The following is a 17,943-nucleotide window of genomic DNA, read 5'->3' as shown; positions in this document are numbered from 1 at the left end:
CAATAATTTACCGCAGCAATAATAATGTTCCGGCCAATTTGTATTGATCTCCTGATGTGCTGGTAGCTTGTATTTGATACCCAAACACGCCAGTCTCGCAATAAACTCCATTTACCTTGCCGTCCCACGCTTGGTTGATATCATCAGATGAAAACACTTCATTACCCCACCGATTAAAAATCTGAATATGAAAATCGGATACATGATTGCCATAAACATAAAAATAGTTATTGGCCTCTTGCCCCTTTTGGTTTGGCGAGAACACATTAGGCACAAAAATTTGAATATCAGACATCACTAAAATGCATGATGAGGCCGAGTCTTTGCACCCCATTTTGTCAGTAACCCACAGCACTACGTTGAATGTTCCGGTATCTTTAGTAAAAGAAAATACTGGGTTCAATTGGTTACTTGTGTCATTGGCATTGCCTGTTCCAAAATTCCATAAAACAGAATATTCCGAGCTATGTGTAGTTTTGTTTTGAAATTGAATATCGGCTTTGCGAATAGAAACCTGACCGCTCGGATTGGCCACAAAAGCAACATTTGGCGAAGGGTAAATCTGCAAATAGTCTTTCCAAATGGTATCGAATGAGCAATTTTTGGCAGAGGTGTGGATTGAAACATCATACAATCCAGGTTCAGTTAAAATCACCTTTGGATTTTTGTTGGCCGTGGTTTGATTTCCAATTTTCCAATCAATTTGTGCAACTGGCCAATTTATATTTTCGGTAGCCTCAACGGTTGGGGCAAATAAAAATGGTTCACAACCCTTAATTGCTGAATCTACTAATTCAATTCGAGGGATTTTGTTGACCCAAATAGTCTTTTTATATTCTGTATTAAAACATGGTGGAGTGCTTTTGTAGTCGATATGCAGATTCAAGTATCCTCTGTCTATATCTCTCTTTGTGGCGGTAAAAGACATTCTATCAAATACACCATTGGCAACAGTAAAGGTATCCAAAGAAAATTCTGCAAATGCTTTAAGCACGCCGTTAGAAACGGTTATTTTAGGTAAAATAAGGGTGTCGTTTTCGCAAATCTCATCCAGAATATTGCCTGAAAGTACAAATTCGGCCTGTGAATATCCCAGCACCGAATCGGGGTAAATAAATTGACAGCCGTCATTATTAACCACATAATCAAAATAATACATTTTGATTGTGTTGTCTAAGGTAAGTTTATTACCCAAAACGTTATCTCCTCGATAAAAACCTATTGCGGGAATAGCTTTTAACTCTACTTCAGGATAGTTAAAACACATTGTGTCTGGATTTTGGAGGCTAACTTCGGGTTTGCATTTTACCTCAATTTCTACATCCACCGAGGCATAACATCCAAAGTTATCGTAGGTATAATTTAATTGCGAAATACCACAAAAAGTGTCGTTTAAGGTATTGTTGGTTATGATTCCGTAATCGGAAATTGAATACCAAATTCCGCCCACAAAACCCAAGTCAAATATTTTATTGAGGTCATCTACATTTCCTTGACATATAGAGTGGTTTTTAAGTTGGGTTAAATCTAAGTTTTCTCTTAGTTCGAGAGTAGCTGTTGAATAAGTTTTACATCCAAATTCATTCGTAAAAAAACATTCTACCACATGTTTCCCAGAAAGCATACTCAAAACATCTATGAGTTCATTGCTTTCATTTCCGTCCACCTTCCAAATGATACCGTTTTTGCTCAAATCTACCCATTGATTTAACATGTTTGATAGATTAAACTCTGGGCTTGATTTGCAAATAACTGTGTTTTTTATTGACACATCAGATATTGCCTTTGCCCAAAAACAGATGGTGTCTATGCTGGTGCAACCAGACGATAAATCGATTGCAGTTAAAGATTGACACAAATATTTGCTTTGAAATAAATTCGATTCTTTACCTGTTTTGAGCAAATTTCCTTGCGAGAGAAAGTCATGATTGATTGCCTTCCACTGACCTTCCATTCCATTTACCAACAAATCTAAATTTACAATATCGCCCATACACAATGAGAAAGTTGTATCAAACTCTATATCAGGACCTTGTCCGATAATAAGTGGTACATTTATTTCATTTTGACAAACTAACCCTTTGCGATTTCCTAAAACCCGAACTGCTAAAGAATCATTAGCAAGCCAATAGGCCGGAATTCTTAGCTGAGCTGAATCAATGCTCTGTCCACCCGAGAACCATTCTATTTCTGATAGCTCCACCCCAAACTGAGGTTTAAAACCCAATTCTATAGTATCATTAACACAGTAGTTAAAACCACCTTCAATTTTTCCAAGAATAGGTACAGAATTATCACTTATTATCAAATCATTTTCAAAGTTTGAGTTACAGTAATAGTCCGACAGTGAACCTTTAATTACATAGCTACCAGCTTCTTTAAGCCAAGCCGTATCCGTAATTCTATTCGATTCAAAAAGTTTTTCTCCTGATGGATTATACACGCCCCAACTGAGCAAATAGGGCTGGCTTTCATCAATATGCTTTATCTCAACATGGGCATTTTGACACCAAAGTTCTTTAACCGATACTTCTACCTCGGGTCTTTTGTTTACATGTAAAATATATTTCGCAAACTGCCGAGCATTAACCGGACAATGATTATCCGATATTTCCAAATTCAACTCAAAATCCTTACCCTGATCATTTAATGATGGTATCCAACATATTTGCAATTTGCGATAAGGTGCTGCTGCCGTGGCAACCTCGCTTATTACCGCATTTTTTATATCTGTTTGCCATTTAAAATGCACCGTATCCTGATTTGCATATCCTCCTCCAGGTAATTTTACTGGCAAATCTTTTGCGAAAATGTCTAAACAAGTTTCGTATCCTGCACAAAAATATTTGACTAAATCATTTTCTATCAGTTTAGGCGGATTGTTATCATTGCCAAAAGAGGAGACCTCAAGTTGAACATCTTTGCGAACAACGCTCAATAAAATGGATCCATTCACTGATTTTCTCCATTTTTCAATCTGAACAACCATGATGGATTTTTCACCATAGTTTACGGGTGTATAAATTACATCACCGTTTTGCCCAAGATAAATGCCTACTGGAATCTCTGCAAATCTATTGGCCGTGCAAGTTGAACTTCCGTTGCACCAAACACTCAATGGTTTTCCTGCCCAAAAACTGCCCGTATAGGTCATGGCAGTAGAATAATCTCTTAAAGGACTTTGAAACGAGACGGCTATCGAATCTTCGTCTAACGAATTAAATGCTAAGACATTACTTCTAACTGGTTTATTAACACTTATGAGCAAATCAAAATTTTGCGACAGTGCTGGGGAATTGTGGTTGTAGGAGGGATTTATAAATGCATAGTTACAAAATGCCTGTTCATCTACAGAATAAATCGTGGTAATATCACTGGCTCGCGAACTCTGTTTTACAAATAAATCAAATCCACAATCGACATATTCACTATAATCATCAAAATCAATCGTTGCTTGAAAAACATGAGCTTCGTAACCCTTTGCAAACCCTGAATCGCTCTCACAAAGAGAACTGGCTCCTTGACACATCGGAATAATCGACTGTATTGACGTTCTGGTTAGGGTGAATTCTTTCAAATCCGTTGGACTACACCCCATTCTTCCAGATTTTCTTAGATTGAGTTTTACATTACCACAATCTTGCGTGCTGCTTCCACCTCCGGCTCCTGCCAATTTGCACTCGCCACAATCTCTATAAATCGTAACAAATACATCATAGATGTTCTTTTCTTTATGCTTATAAGTTATTTCGCCGCCAAGAATATGCGAGGCAAGTGCTGGTACAATGCCCAACATAAATAGAAAAGATATGACAGCAAACTTTTTCAAGTAAAATTTACCTTATAGTTTTTAATTTAATTTTTATTTAAAACAACAGAAGCAGTATCCAAATACTGCTTCTGTTGCAACTTTTTCTCATTACCTAATCAGCGTAACGGTTCCTGTGTATCGGAACTTTTCGCCGCTCCAGCTTACAATGTCGAGCTGGTAGCCATATACTCCCATTGGAACGGGTTGGTGCAAGCCATCTTTGCCGCCCTCTTTTGGTGGCAGGCCGTAGGTGCCATCCCAATCGAGGGTTTTATCGGTGGTCTCCCATATTTTTTCTCCCCAGCGATTAAATATTATCAAGTGATAAAGCTTTGCTCCATCGTTTACATGAGCCCTAAATCCATCGTTTCGCAATGGCCCACCACCATCAGGCGAGAAGGCATTGGGTATGAATACCAAAATATCTGGCCCAATAATTACCGGAAGTGTTATCTGATCTTCACAGCCATATTGGGTGCGAACCGTTAGGGTTACGTCATACGAACCTGTATCGGCTGGGTAGAAAAACAAGGGACTTTTTTGGGTGGAAGTGTCATCAATGCTCGATAAGTCTCCAAAATCCCAAATGTTTTCGGTAATTGTACTGTTCAACACATTGGCTACCGACGATTGGTTGTTGAACTGGAACTTGGGCAATGCTGCCGTGGTGCTGTTGTTGGGGTCGGGAACAAACAAGGCCACCGGTATGGGGTAAACTTCCACGTTCACCGTCAACGTAGTATCGCAGTTATGCTCCGAGGTAATGGTTAAACTTACTTGATTGTCTCCATCATCCGTAAACTGATGGCTGGGTGACTGGATGTTGTCCAAGCCGCCATCGGCATAAGTCCATGCATAGCTGCTTGTCGTTGCATCTACTTTGTTCAGCATATTCACCCCAAAGTTTACATCCACCGGATTACAGCCGTTTAATGTATCTGCCACTATTTCCGCCTTCGGTTTTGGGTGGATGGTGATATTTAGATATTCCTCCACAGTGGGACAAACATTTGCACTTGTGCCGTTTTGAACAACCGTGTTGGCTATAATCAATAACTTTTCCGTAGAGTCTGCCGAGGTGCTAAACGTAAAGGTGGTGGTGGTATTTTTATCGTCCGCAAATTTGCCATTAGGTTGATAGTAAAACCACGTAAAATCAGATGCGTTTACGGTGCTTGCTGCAATATCAACCGTCATGGCATCTCCTGTTCTGCACAGTTCGATGTCCGGATTTAGGTTGATTTCTTGTTTGCCATGCACCTCTACCAACACCGAGTCTTTGCCCTTGCAGCCAAAGCTGTTCGTATAGTCAAAGTTGATGTAAAACGGTTTGTTGTGTGTTGTTACACTTCCCACCGTAAAGGTGCTGCCCGATACTGCTCCCGATTGTTTGCTGCTCCATTTGCCACCACTACCCGGATAGTTCGACGTTAAGGCAATGTCGTCGTCCAACTCGCATTGTACAAAAGGTGCATTGTTTACATAGCCTGTAAGTGGTGTGGTGTTTATTTTCGGTACAGGCAATCCTTGTATCGTTATGTTGGTATCTCTAAATGTGGGACAACCCGATAGGTTGTGGAAGTACCGTAGCTTATATTTAAAGTTGCCATCTTTGGCCGGTTTTGCCGTTTGCAAGGTGTTCAGTGTATCGCCTTGAAAGAAGCCACCGTTTAACCCCTGATTGAAGCTCGCCGAATCTTTAAAGCCTGTTGCATTGATAGCATACCATGTGCCATCATTGGGTACTACCTTGCTCAGTTCTTTTAAGTCAACCTTGCCCAAATCCCAGCACAAATCAGGGAATGGACTAAAGTCTATCTTCGGTACTTTTACTATTTTTATCTTGCCGGTGTCTCTACCATAACATCCATCGATGCTTCTAAACACAAATTCTATTTTGATGGAATCCGACGGACGGCTTCCCAAGTCTATGGTGTTCTCGCTGATGTCTATCTCATAATTGGCCGGAAAACCAAAGCGGGTTTCTGCATTGTACAACATTTTTGACCAATCATACGCTCCGCACTCCAAACAATTCCATTGCTGTGTACCCAAATCCAACTTCAGTTTTGACGGCAATTTTATCGTGCCATCGTCTCTAAAGTTTACAAAACCTTTGTCTTGACAGAAATATCCGTCACGAATGCTTACCTCAGGCAAGGGGAATACTTTTATCTCAAATGAGTCCGTGCGTACACATCCTGTGGAAGGATGTACATAACGATAATACACCTCATATCGCTTGGTGGTGTCTTTTATGGCTCCGGCATTCCAAGTATCAAATTGATATTGAGTACCTGATTTAATAACCAATCCGGGTTTTGAAGGAACAGACCATGCTCCACCTTTAGTGGCGGCATCCTCTAAGATGTTTAACGTAATTACCCCCGCATCGCGGCACACGGCCATATCGTTTGGCATTTTTACCGTTGGCAGCGGGTTGACCGTTATTTTTACCGTATCATCGTCATAACACCTCGTGGTATCTTCTATTACATACAACTGCAACTGGTAATCGGTCGTTGTTTTGATGTTGTATTTTAAGGTGTCGTCCCGGCTAAATTCTTTTACATTGGCCGGATTTGTAATGTCATTCCACACATACCAACCACTCTTGGCATTGCCCGCCGTGTCTAAGCCTCCCGCCGCTATTACAACGACATCATTCCAGCACAATACCTGATCTTGACCTGCATCGGCTTTTACTGTGTCGTTTACGTGAAGTATCATGGTGTCTTCCCAAAAACAGCCCAAACTATCTACCACCCGAATAACATACTCTCCTTTTACATTGGCCACCAGCATACTGTCGGTGCTTATCTTCACTCCATCCAGATACCATTCTTTATAAAGTGTGTCGCCTTGTCGGATGCGTATCTCTGAGGTATCCCTCGGGTCATCCCAATAGGCCAAACTATCATTTGGCACCAAGTGGATGGTATCGTACGTACATATTCGTCTATCAGGCCCGATAAATACCAATGGGTTTTCGCGTAAATAAACAATGGTGCTATCCCATGCTGTACAGTTGTTGCCATCTTTTATTTGTACGTAAAAAGAGGTGTCGCTCGTCCAATTCGGAACTTCTACATCAATGTAATCGGTCGTGTCGCCCGTTCCCCATTTATATGTAATCGGTGGATATCCGTTGGCGGTTTGAGGTTGAAGCCTCAAGGTGGTGCCTGCACACACAAAAGTGTCAGGTCCTAATGCTATATCAACCTCCAACAATGGCGGAACAACTATCGTATCATAATAATCATTCGGACAGTCGGGCAGATTGTTTATGGTATGTTGCAAAATATACGTTCCACCTTTTCTGAACAAAATCGTATCCTTTTGTTTACTGCTCAAAAAGTTTTTGCTGCTCTCAAAGTATCCATATTTTCGGTCAAACAACACCACACCATTCGTATCCTTTAGCTGCCAGGTATATTTGGCAGGGTTTCTAAAGTTCGGGAAAGGTTCGCTTTCAATGGCGTACCTTCCACAATCCAATTTTGTTATTATTCGGTCGGCTTCGGCTATAGGATGAACAATGATTTGAAACGCCCTTACCGTTACGGCATTCAACGGGCAAGCATTGTCGCGAGCCGTAACCGTATAAGTATAAGGTATGGTACTGGCCGAGCCAATAGGTGGAGTCCAACAAAATCTACCCGATTGGTTGATAGCCGTTGGGTTGATTACCGTAAAACTCGCCCCAGGAATACCTCGGTTCCAACTTATCGTTACCGTATCCGGATCTGGCGGTGTGGCTGGTGGTGGTGGTTTTTTTACTTTATCTTCCGTGGTAATGGTGTAACAAATTTGTTCACCCTCACAGGTCTCTCTTTTAAAATCTCCCTTTATGACGGGAGGGTTATTATCAGGACATGTCTTTGTAATAAATTGCATGTCACGCCGCGTTACACCTATTACCTCCATCGCCCCAGTGGAAGGATTTTTCTTCCATTCGGTCATTTCTAAAACTGCAACAGTAACCTCATCACATTTTATAGGTGTAAAAATCAAATCCCCAGTCTCAGGGTCTAACGAAATGCCAATTGGAGGGCTGGCATTTGGGTTTTTGTATGGTGGTTTTAAGCTACCTGGATAATACACTTCAAAGGGATAATCTTTAGTATAATTTCCACTATAGCTAATATTCTGATTAAATCCACTTAACGGATTTGCAAAGGCATACGAAATAGAGTCAAAGTTGGCCGTATCTGATGCCCCGTTATTATAGAAAAATGGTTGATTACAGCATAAATAAGCAATAGGCTCCGTAGTAAGTGCAGGCGAACTGTTGCATGGAGCTTTGCAAATATTGATGGTTGCATACGTGTAGAAATTTGCATTTGCAGCACCTGTAGTAATATTTGAATTACGGCAACATTGACCAGTTTCAAACCTAATGGTGCAACAACCGTTTTTTATTAAATTGCTGTAAGGAGCTTGATTAAAATCAATGGTGCCTTTATAAAAATGCTCCTCAATACCCTGACTCGCAGTGGTGTTGGTGGGCTTACAAGGATTGCTTGTTTTGGCACAAACCGGGGTAACGTCTCTGATGGCAACCAATGAAAGGCTCACACCTTGAGATGCCCCCGAGGTAGTGCAAATTACCTTCGTTAAACTACTTGGATTGCTAAAAGGAACCCCCGCACATTGCCGATAAAATTTTACAAAAATTTCAAATTTTAGGGTATCAATACATTTGTATGTGATATCCGCACCCATAACGTGGGTAGCATTTGCTTTCTGAAAGCCTCCAAATAAAATACCAAACAGCATTAACATGCTGTAAATCAGTCGTTTCATAATATCTTTTTGCCTTTTTACTACTCGCTCCATACTACTAATAACTCGCTAAATTAAATTATTTTACTTAAAACTCCATATTTTCATGTTCAATCCTTCACAATTACCAACTTTTGCCAAGCCTTTTTTTCGCCTTTTCTTGTGATATTTAGATAGTAGATACCTGAAGAAAAAGATTCGTTGCATGGCACTTTAAATTCATTTTCAGCAGAATTTACTTGCTCCAAGGTAACGATATAATGCCCCATACAGTCATACAAATCCACGCTTAAAGCATTAATATATAGTGTATTAACCAAATTTAAATTTAAGGGATTTGGATAAACACCCACTTCTATATTATCTTCAAAATGGTCAACTGTTAATTTATTGTTGAAAAACTCACGTACATCATCCGACTTGACCAAAAATTTTTCAAGACCTGAAATGCTGTCGGCACCAACAATAAACGCAAATTCTATTTTAACAAAATCATGGCTTTTTAATCGGTCAAATTTTACAAACGCCACTCCTTTTCGTTCGCCGGGATTATCTAGAGAATGAGCATCGGAAAATTTTTCGTCTGTATATATATATCTTGTGTTACTTCCTTCGGAAACACCATTGCCAGAATTTAATTTGGACAACCCGTTAAACCACATTCCTTCTGCCAAATTATATACCTGCTTTTCGTTTTGGGGAAATCCTCTAACAGAGTCTGTTTCAATCAGAATTGTGCTACTATGCAGCTCTTTGTCCAAAAACATTACTCCACCTTGAGGCAAATTATTATTGAAGAAATTTTCATCATTTTCATCTCCATTAAACCCATAAAACAAATTTCTATTTACATCTGTGGCAACATAATTATCTGTCGAATTTCCTAATTCAAAATCTAAAAATTGTCCAAAGTAAAAAGGGGAATAATTATCTGAAGATCGGTTGATGACATAGTAAGTGTTAAACAAGACATTTTGTAGAATAGGGTCATTATAGGTGTAAATCAATCCCTGAATTTCGACACCAAGTTTTTGGGAGTTTGGCAATAGATTTTCGCCGTATAAATCATTTGCAATAAAATATACTGCTTGGTCGCCAATAAAACTGGGATAATCGCCATTTTCAGGATCATAAACTCCATTGACATTCCAATCAATAAATGGAGCCAAATAGGCACTCACATTCGTTTCGTTGTGTTTGGCCGGCCAATTTTTTATTTCATCGGAAAGAATATACTCTGCTTCTGTGTAATGTTTTCGATGATAATTGACTATTTCTCTGCTTATTGGCCATGTTTTCGCCCAGTTAATTGCATCTTTTGGTTCTCCATTGAGTGTGTCAATTGGCCCTGGCCAAAATTGGGGTTGAGTGGCCTTTATTGAGATCTTGGCTCGAACAGTATCGGGCAAAACACCGACCATCCATGGGGCCGAATATCGAAAAAAATGATTGTTTAAATTTTGACTAAAACCATTGTAAATTTCGGCCTTTTTGTTGGCAAAACAACTGCCGTTGGCCAACACAATGGCTTCAAAATCTCCAGCTTTTATTATGGATTGATCACTTTGTGCAAATGATAATGCCACGTTTCCAAAACTAAAAAGTGCTATTAAAAGTAATCTATTCACCTCTCTTAAAAACCAAATTTCCAACCAAACATAAGGTTATGGGCTCTATCAAATTGGTTTATTGGGTATGTTTCCCTATTTGTTGGAGATAAATACCATCGTTGTCTGTACTCTACAAACAAACTTGAGTTAGCACTTAACAAGCGTGTGTAACCAACTCCGGTTGAAATGGAATTGCCAATGGTCATTCGCTTAAACCCACTGCCTAAATCTATTGGTAATAAATTTTCGTCCATTACCATACCTCTGGTTTTCAAAACAAAATCAAGTCCGGTAGAGGCAGAGATGTAGATTCCATCTTTTGCTCTATAATGCCCCATTCGCAAACCTATAGGCAAGGTAAGATGTTGGTAGCTATTTTTACTTACAAAATTTTGAGTTGTGGTAGTTGTGCTAAATGTGGTATCATAAATGGTAACATCTCGTACACCAAACACCGGATGATATTCCTTTACGGTATGAGACGTGATGAACATGTTATTGGTAGAAGTAGTTTTTTGATAACTCATTTTTTCCCGTCTGTCAAAATAAGAAGCCCCAACAAAAGCCTCAAAAGCTGGTTTAAAGCGGTAAGAAACTAAAAGGTCGGCGGCATGCGAGTAGCGTTGTTTCTCGGATAAATTTCGTGCGTCAATCAATGTATTTTCACCTTCTCCAGCAAATTTGCGGACTCCAATGCTTGGCCCATAAGCCAAAGAAGCTGACCATTTGGAAGGTTTAATGATTAAATCACCTATCTGTTTGTTTTCATTTGCCCCATCATCTTCAGTTTCTGCCACAAGAGGTTTTTCATCCTCTATTTCATCAATCATTTTATCCACGGTCTTTTCTTCGGTCTGTACCACCTCGATTTTCGGATTTTCAACTTGTGGATTCACTTCTTCCACTTTTTCATTTGGAAGTTTATGTTCATCAATTTCAACAATTTCAGGCGTTTCAATTTCTCTTTCAGCAGTAGTTTCATTGTGAATGGTGATGTTTTTGTCGGCCGTGATTTGTGTTTGTTTGGCGGCTTTTTTATTCAAATCAACCAAAGAAATATTTCCATTGATTTCTGTTGAAACTTCGTTTTCAGCAGATTTGACAACTTTCTCGTTTACGTCATCATTAAATGTTGTCTCATCCGAACTTGCCTTATTCTCCACTGTTTGTTGGGCTTGGTGCGTTGGTTTTGCATCAAATCGTCCGTTCAATTCTTTATTGAATCCAAACCAAAACAAAACGCCAATGGCCAAAGTGGCCACCAATAATTTGTATTTGTGCAAAGCCAATTTATTTGCAAACACATAAAGTGGTGTTCTTTTTTCAAAAACTTTGTTCATCAAGTCGGGAGCTTCAACCTCGTAGTTGTGCATCAACTCCTTCATTTTATTTTCAAACATTTCTTGTTTCATTCTAATGTTTAACTCGCTTTTGCTTTACTTTCAACTTTTTCTAACATCTTTATCAACGATTGCCTGGCTCTTGCATATTGCGAGCGAGACGTGCTTTCATTGACATTTAGTATTTCTCCAATTTCTTTGTGGCTATAACCTTCAATTGCAAATAGGTTAAAAACCACTTTATATCCTTCGGGCAATCGGGCTAACATATCCATAATGTCTTTTGCCCCTATATTGCTCAACACTTTTTCATCTACCGCCGGCTCCGCAATATCATCAATATTTCCCGGCTCAAATTTCATGGCTCTTTTATCCCAACTTCTGAGGGAGGTGTTTACCATTATGGTTCTAATCCACCCTTCAAAACTCCCATCGCCCCTATATTTTGATATTTTGTCAAACACTTTTATAAAGCCATCTTGCAAAACATCTTCTGCCTCTTCGCGGCTGTTGCAGTATCTCATGCAAACCGCAAACATTTTATTGGCATATTTTTTATACAACAAACCCTGAGCCTCACGATTTTCTTTAATACAAGCCCTTATCAAGTCTTCATCGCTCTTCATCCAATCCTCGCCAGTGGTATGTTGTTTTTTGTTTTCCAATGCTATGACACACACGATTTAGAAAACGTTGCGTGCGATTTTTATTTTTTTTCAAATTTCTTCAAAAAATTGAACATCGCTTTCAAAAACAGTAAAATAACCGTGCATAAAAAAAATTCCCCCACCGAGGTGGAGGAATTTTAATATGATTCAAACTGAAAAGTGTTTTGGCTCTTGTTGATATTCTTATCGAACAATCAACTTTTTAACATTTACCCGATTAACTTCCATTACCTCAATAGTGTAAATACCTGAAGCCCAATCTGATAAATCGAAGCTATATGTTTCATTTGAATAAACATCCATTACTCCATTGGCTAACATTTCCTGTCCTAAACTATTGGTAATTCTCAACTGAAGTATTTGTGTTGTTTCCGAACCAAACGATATATTCAATTTATCGTCGGCAGGATTTGGATACAGAACATAATCCAATGTTTCTTTTGAATTTTTGTTTAAACATTTCGCTCCAACAAATACCCAATTGCCATCGTAATCCACTTGTTTTAGCCTATAACATACTTTATTACCAGGCATCATGTTGGCATCTTTGTCTATAAAGGAGTAGTCGATTACATAATTTGAATTTCCGTTTTCTGCCTCTGTTGATACAAAGCCTATTTCTATATAGGTCAAACCTCCATCAATACTGCGTTCTACAATAAAGTGACTGTTGTTCATCTCAGACGCTGTGCTCCAAACAACCTCAACCGCCTGACCTTTCCAATTGGCATCAAAAGCTATTATCTCTACCGGTAGTGGTGTACAATTTATGACATTCAGATTGGCTGTTTCTGTTCCAAAGCAACCATTTGCTTGGTTTGTTGCAGTCAATTCGTAAGTTGTCACACCGCTGGTGATAGGCGAAACATTCGGGTTTTGAATGTTTGGATTGCTCAATCCTGTGGGTGGTGTCCATAGATAAGTATATGTTCCACTTGGCGAAATTGACGGGTTAAAATTACCTGTGCCTCCGCTCAAACAAAGGGTCAAATCACTCATGGTAATGGTAGGTGCCGCAATTGGGCTTACCGCTACAAAAGTTGATTGCTCTTTTACACAACCGTCAGGGTTGATGGCAACGAGTGTAAATAACTGGCTGGTAGTAACAGTAGTGGTGGTAATAGAACTGTAAGGGTCGCTTACAAGATTTGACGGAGACCAATAGTAATCTATACCCGCTACTGCTTGATACCCAATTTCAATTGAATTACCACTACATGTTGAATAACTTGTGGCAAGCACAGGCTGGGTATATGCTTTAACCGTAATATCTACAGTATCTGAATTGACACAAGTACCAAATTTATCCGCTACCGTTTGTGTTAGCACTATTCTATATGTTCCGGCCGAATTCGTACTAAATACGGGCTCTGCACAAGAACCACAAGACAAATTGGTTGAAGGACTCCATGCGAATGTACCTGTTGTGTTGTCAACAGAACCCAACGTTACTTCATCCCCTGTGCAAATAGTTGCATCTTCTCCGGCAATAGGTGCCGGATTATTCGGTGATACCAACAACGAAGCTTTGGCACTACAACCATTTGAATTTGTTACGGTAAGTGTAAACGTTGTGGGTTGACCAACATTGGTGGAGGGGTTTCTAATTGATGGATCAGAAACCAAATGTGCAGGCGACCATGAATAAGAAGTCATGCCTGTTGGAGCATTCGTACCAATGTCCACCGGCCCTGAACTTGGGCAGTATTGAATATCAGACATTGTGAACGAAGGATCGCTTACGGTTACTACCACTTGGTCGGTTGCTGTTGCTCCACAACCAGGGAAAGTTGCCGTTAGTGTGTACACCGTTGTTGAATTGGGGTTGGCTATAGGTTGTGCCACTTTGCTTGAGCTTAATCCTGTAGATGGACTCCAACTATAGGTTACATTGTGCAACGCAGGTAGGCCTATTTGAACCCCAGCCCCACCTTTACAGGCAACTTTGTCTGTACCTGCATAAATGGTTGGTGTGCTCATTACGGTAATATCAACGGTATCTCTTTTGGTACATCCTGTAACATTGTCGGTAACCAAAACATTGTATGAAATATTTGTACTTACTCTTACTTCGGGTTGTGCACTGGTTTGTGAAGTGCCGTTTTGCCAAGTAGATGTAGGTAACCAGTAGTATGAATAATTTGGCAAGGCTGGTGTACCCAATTGTACAATAGCGTTTTGACAGGTGTACCAATCTGGTCCTGCGTCGGCCACTACATCCCGAACCGCTACATTCGCCGATTTATCAACAAAACAACCGTTTGCAGCGTCTGTTACTCGTACATAATACGATGAAGTTACGGTTGGGGTAACGGTTGGATTGCTTACTGTTGTGCTGCTCAAACCAGCTCCAGACCACAAATAGCTGTATCCCGATACCGGTGCCTGCCCTACGCTAACCGTTGTTCCTGAACAAATAGTGTCTTGCAATGCCGAAAATGTGGGCAATGACCATGCTGGAGTATTTACGGCCAAGGATGCACTACAGCTAAAGCCCGGATCTAACACGCTTGAAGCTGTTACCGTTACTGTTCCTGCGTTGCCATTGGTTATGTAAATAGTTCTTCCTGTGGTTGATGATAGACCTACTCCGCCGGTAGCCGACCATGAATAAGTAAAGTTATTTGGATTCAAATCTAAAATGCTGGCACCAGTGGCTGTTAACCATACGGTATCGCCAAATGCTGTTTTAGGACATCCGTGAGGAGCTGATACTCCAATATTCATTACACATCCACATTGTGGTACTATTACCTGATCGGTACAGGTAGTTCCTCCATAAGATGCTGTAAGCTGGTAGGTTGAACTACCCGATGGAGTAGCCGTTACATTAGAGGTTGCCTGATTTAAAGGAGCACCTGATGAGAAGTTGCCTCCTCCTGAAATTTTTGTCCATGTCCAAGTTTCGGTAATATTCGGAGTTTGATCTCCTACTCCTACCACTCTTGGTCCACAACCATCCACACCGGCATTTGCATCAATTACAGAAACGACCACGTCATCTACAAACGTACAACCTGCTTTGGTGGCTGTGACATAATAGGTAAATGGGTTGGGACTTGGGAAGAAGCTTCCTGCATCGAATGTTGTGGTTGAGGCATTGTTGCTGGTCAAATAATTGCCCGGTGCCCATGTGTAGGTAAATCCTGACTGTGGGCTTGCTCCCAATGAAGTGGTTGAACCCCTGCATATAACCTTGTCGGCTCCGGCAAATCCACCGGTGATGGATACGGGTGTTACAATTACTTGATCTGTGGTAGTACACGTGCCGCCTCCACTTTTGGTCAACACTTGGGTTAAAGTATAGGTAGTGGTAGAACCCGGATTGGCCATAGGCTGGGCAATGTTTGTAGCACTCAACCCTGTAGATGGAGACCAAGAATATGTCACTCCTGTATAGCCTACTACCGGTTCTGCCTCTATCAAAGTAGCCACACCTGCACATGCTCCTTTATCGGGGCCTGCATTGGCAGCATGAGCCATTACCACCACTTGGTCTATCTGTTTACATCCGTTATTATCGGTAACCATTACCTCAAAAACCGTTGTTACGGGAACTGTAGCTACCGGATTGGCAATTGTGGTGCTGGATAGGAAAGAACCTAAATCCCATGAATAGGTATAAGGGGTTGCACCGCCTGTGGCCGTAGGGCTACCGCCTATAGTTACAGCCGAATTGGGACAGGTTCGTTTTACTCCGCCCGCATCAACGGTGGGTGCCGTAAAGCTGTTTACCAATACCGAAACTACGTTGCTTGTATCTCCTCCTGAACAAAAAGAAACTCCTTTTGCAATTCTTCGATAATACGCATTGCTATTGCCTATAGATGGCAAATAATCTTCTAAAACCCCAACAGCTATATTTGTCCATGGGCCTGTGGGGGTTGATGCCGTTTGCCATTGGTATTTTATGTTTGAATAAATAACGTAAAAAGGTTCGTTTTGGTAGGATGCATTATTAATGTAGATTGGTGGAAATGAATCTGGGGACAATTCTACTTTATTGCCATCCAACAAATCGGCCAAACCCTGTTTACATTTGGTTTGCGATGAGGGCGTTACCGTATTGGTGGTGTTAGCAGGATAACAAATAGTTACCTCCGAATAGCCCGCATCTATGCCATTTTGAGTAATCGGGGCAGTGGTAAAGATGATCGTTTCCGTATTGTGAATGTAAATTTTATCATTAAAAATACCCGCTATTTCATCTCTCTCCCCCCATGAGGTTATTTGCCCGCTGTATTTTAATTGATAGTTAGAATTATAAACTGCAATACTCCAAAACTTTGAATTAAAATCTATTCCGCTGGTTGTTTCAATAAGTTGCCCTCCTCCTGCCAACAAGGGGGACTCGGAATAGGCCAAAAAGTACATATTTCCATTGTTAAAATAAAAGGGATTCTTTATGAACATTGTTTGGTCTTCTCCGGTTCCGCCATAATATCCCGAAAATTCAATGTTGTTGTTTGCATTCAGTACCATTATTAATAAATCGGATGCTCCAGATTTTGAAGAACCATCGGTTGTCGTAACATTTTGGCTTGTAGATGTTATAAAGTATGTTTTTCCATTGTTTACCATATAATCAGCAGCACCCGAATAGCCTTGATATCCAAAGTATGATGCGTACAGTTGTTTGCCTCTCATATCCACTTTTGTAAAATAATAACCTTGAACTCCGATGTTATTACTAACAGGCAAATCACTCGAGTTTGTTGGCATTAGCAAATACCCAATACCATTTTCATATTTGAATTTAGTTTGTACTTCATCAACCGAGCCCCCAAAATATTTTAGATTTATGATGGCATTGCTGTTGTTGGCAGAATAGAAAAAAATGTCGGCATCGCCTTTAAGTACACTTCCATCGGTAGATCCAATGTCATAACTTAATGTACTGCCCACAATCAACAAAGTGTCATTGTATAAAGCACTTCCGTAGTACCATTCTTCATCTGTGCCACCAAAATACGTGGCATATTTTAACGTTCCTGTTTGCGAATAGCGGGCATAATAAACATCTCCAGCTCCCGAATGGGGTTTCCCACCGGTAGTTATAGGAAGATAAAATGATGTATTGGTGTTTAGTATTGCATAAATATCATCGCTATCAATCTGAAGGTAAGGATGTGGTTCTACATAAGAAGTTCCAATGAGCTTGCTCAATACCAAATTTCCACTTAAATCATACACCTGCACAAAGGCATCCGTATTCCCTTTATAGGTAGAACCATCTGTAGTTGGAAAATTTGTACTGGTGGTTGTTCCGGCTACATAAAGTTTATTGTTGGTTAAAATAAACTCTGATGCGGATTCCATACCGTTCCCAACACTAAGAAAGATACTGAACAACAGATTGTTTGATGCATCATACTTTTCCAAAACCAAATCAGAAGCTCCTCCTGGAGCAGTTCCCGAAGTTACCGGATAATCTGACGATGCGGTTGTAATGAGGAGATACTTGTTTCCAGAGGCATCAAAGTGCATCTCTGTAACGCCATCGTTTCCCGAACCTCCCCGAGGTTCGCAATAGGTTAAAACCATTTGAGCACTCAACGAATAATAGGTAATTAGAACGATTGCGAATGCAATCATTCGAGTAAAATAACTTTTCATCTTAAATAATTTTTGTAGTAGTAGTATCGCAAAAATACTTTCTCCTCAATAATTTACAAAATAAATAATAGATTATCTTAGCTTTTGTGTCTCAAAAAATTCCTAACAAACTG

At 40.1% G+C, this 17,943-nt stretch carries 6 protein-coding genes; all 6 read right to left on the bottom strand.

Annotated elements, in window-relative coordinates; genetic code table 11:
• Positions 1 to 7 precede the first annotated feature (7 nt).
• Entirely contained in the window at positions 8 to 3,829 is a 3,822-nt protein-coding gene (locus H6607_04035; protein ID MCB9261521.1) for a gliding motility-associated C-terminal domain-containing protein, read from the bottom strand.
• A gap of 90 nt (positions 3,830 to 3,919) precedes the next feature.
• Positions 3,920 to 8,650 (bottom strand): gliding motility-associated C-terminal domain-containing protein, encoded by a 4,731-nt coding sequence (locus H6607_04030; protein ID MCB9261520.1) that lies wholly within the window; start codon positions 8,648 to 8,650, stop codon positions 3,920 to 3,922.
• Between the two features lie 56 nt (positions 8,651 to 8,706).
• Complete coding sequence (locus H6607_04025) at positions 8,707 to 10,224, bottom strand: T9SS type A sorting domain-containing protein (protein MCB9261519.1); 1,518 nt, start codon at positions 10,222 to 10,224, stop codon at positions 8,707 to 8,709.
• 5 nt (positions 10,225 to 10,229) lie between these two features.
• Positions 10,230 to 11,606: a hypothetical protein gene (locus tag H6607_04020; protein ID MCB9261518.1), complete on the bottom strand. Its 1,377-nt coding sequence runs from the start codon at positions 11,604 to 11,606 to the stop codon at positions 10,230 to 10,232.
• Between the two features lie 20 nt (positions 11,607 to 11,626).
• Positions 11,627 to 12,172: a sigma-70 family RNA polymerase sigma factor gene (locus H6607_04015; protein MCB9261517.1), complete on the bottom strand. Its 546-nt coding sequence runs from the start codon at positions 12,170 to 12,172 to the stop codon at positions 11,627 to 11,629.
• Positions 12,173 to 12,397: 225 nt separating this feature from the next.
• On the bottom strand, positions 12,398 to 17,809 hold the full coding sequence (locus tag H6607_04010) for a T9SS type A sorting domain-containing protein (GenBank protein ID MCB9261516.1): 5,412 nt from the start codon (positions 17,807 to 17,809) through the stop codon (positions 12,398 to 12,400).
• Positions 17,810 to 17,943: the final 134 nt, after the last annotated feature.

Source organism: Flavobacteriales bacterium, from assembly GCA_020635395.1.
Lineage (GTDB): Bacteria > Bacteroidota > Bacteroidia > NS11-12g > UBA9320 > UBA987.
The sequence above is the reverse complement of the archived record's forward strand: the minus strand, read 5'-3'. Positions and strand labels throughout refer to the sequence as shown.